Origin of the sequence: Streptomyces sp. ADMS (assembly GCF_033441795.1) — a bacterium.
Classification (GTDB): Bacteria; Actinomycetota; Actinomycetes; order Streptomycetales; family Streptomycetaceae; genus Streptomyces.
In genome coordinates this window covers 1-231 of record NZ_JAVFVX010000647.1, presented here as the reverse complement: position 1 = coordinate 231, position 231 = coordinate 1, and the positions used below count along the sequence as shown (strand labels likewise).

Annotated in this window: 1 protein-coding gene; it reads right to left on the bottom strand. The window is 70.1% G+C overall.

Annotated elements, in window-relative coordinates; all coding sequences use genetic code 11:
* Positions 1-231 (bottom strand): M48 family metalloprotease (locus RB628_RS42330; protein WP_318325876.1); only part of this gene is annotated, 231 nt, incomplete at both ends.

The window sequence follows — 231 nt, the reverse complement described above, 5'->3', positions numbered from 1 at the left end:
GGTGGGGATGCGGGCGATGTCGCCGGTGACCTTGGTCAGGGCCGAGGCCAGGGCGGAGGGCCTCGCGGTGAGCATGGCTCCGGCGCGGTCGGCGGCCAGTTCGCGGTAGCGGGACAGCGCCCGGATCAGCAGGAAGCTGATCGCGTAGACCAGGGCGGAGACCCCCATGACAACTGCGATCGCCACCGCGGTGTTCTGGTCACGGTTGCGTCCGCCGAACAGCTGGGAGTA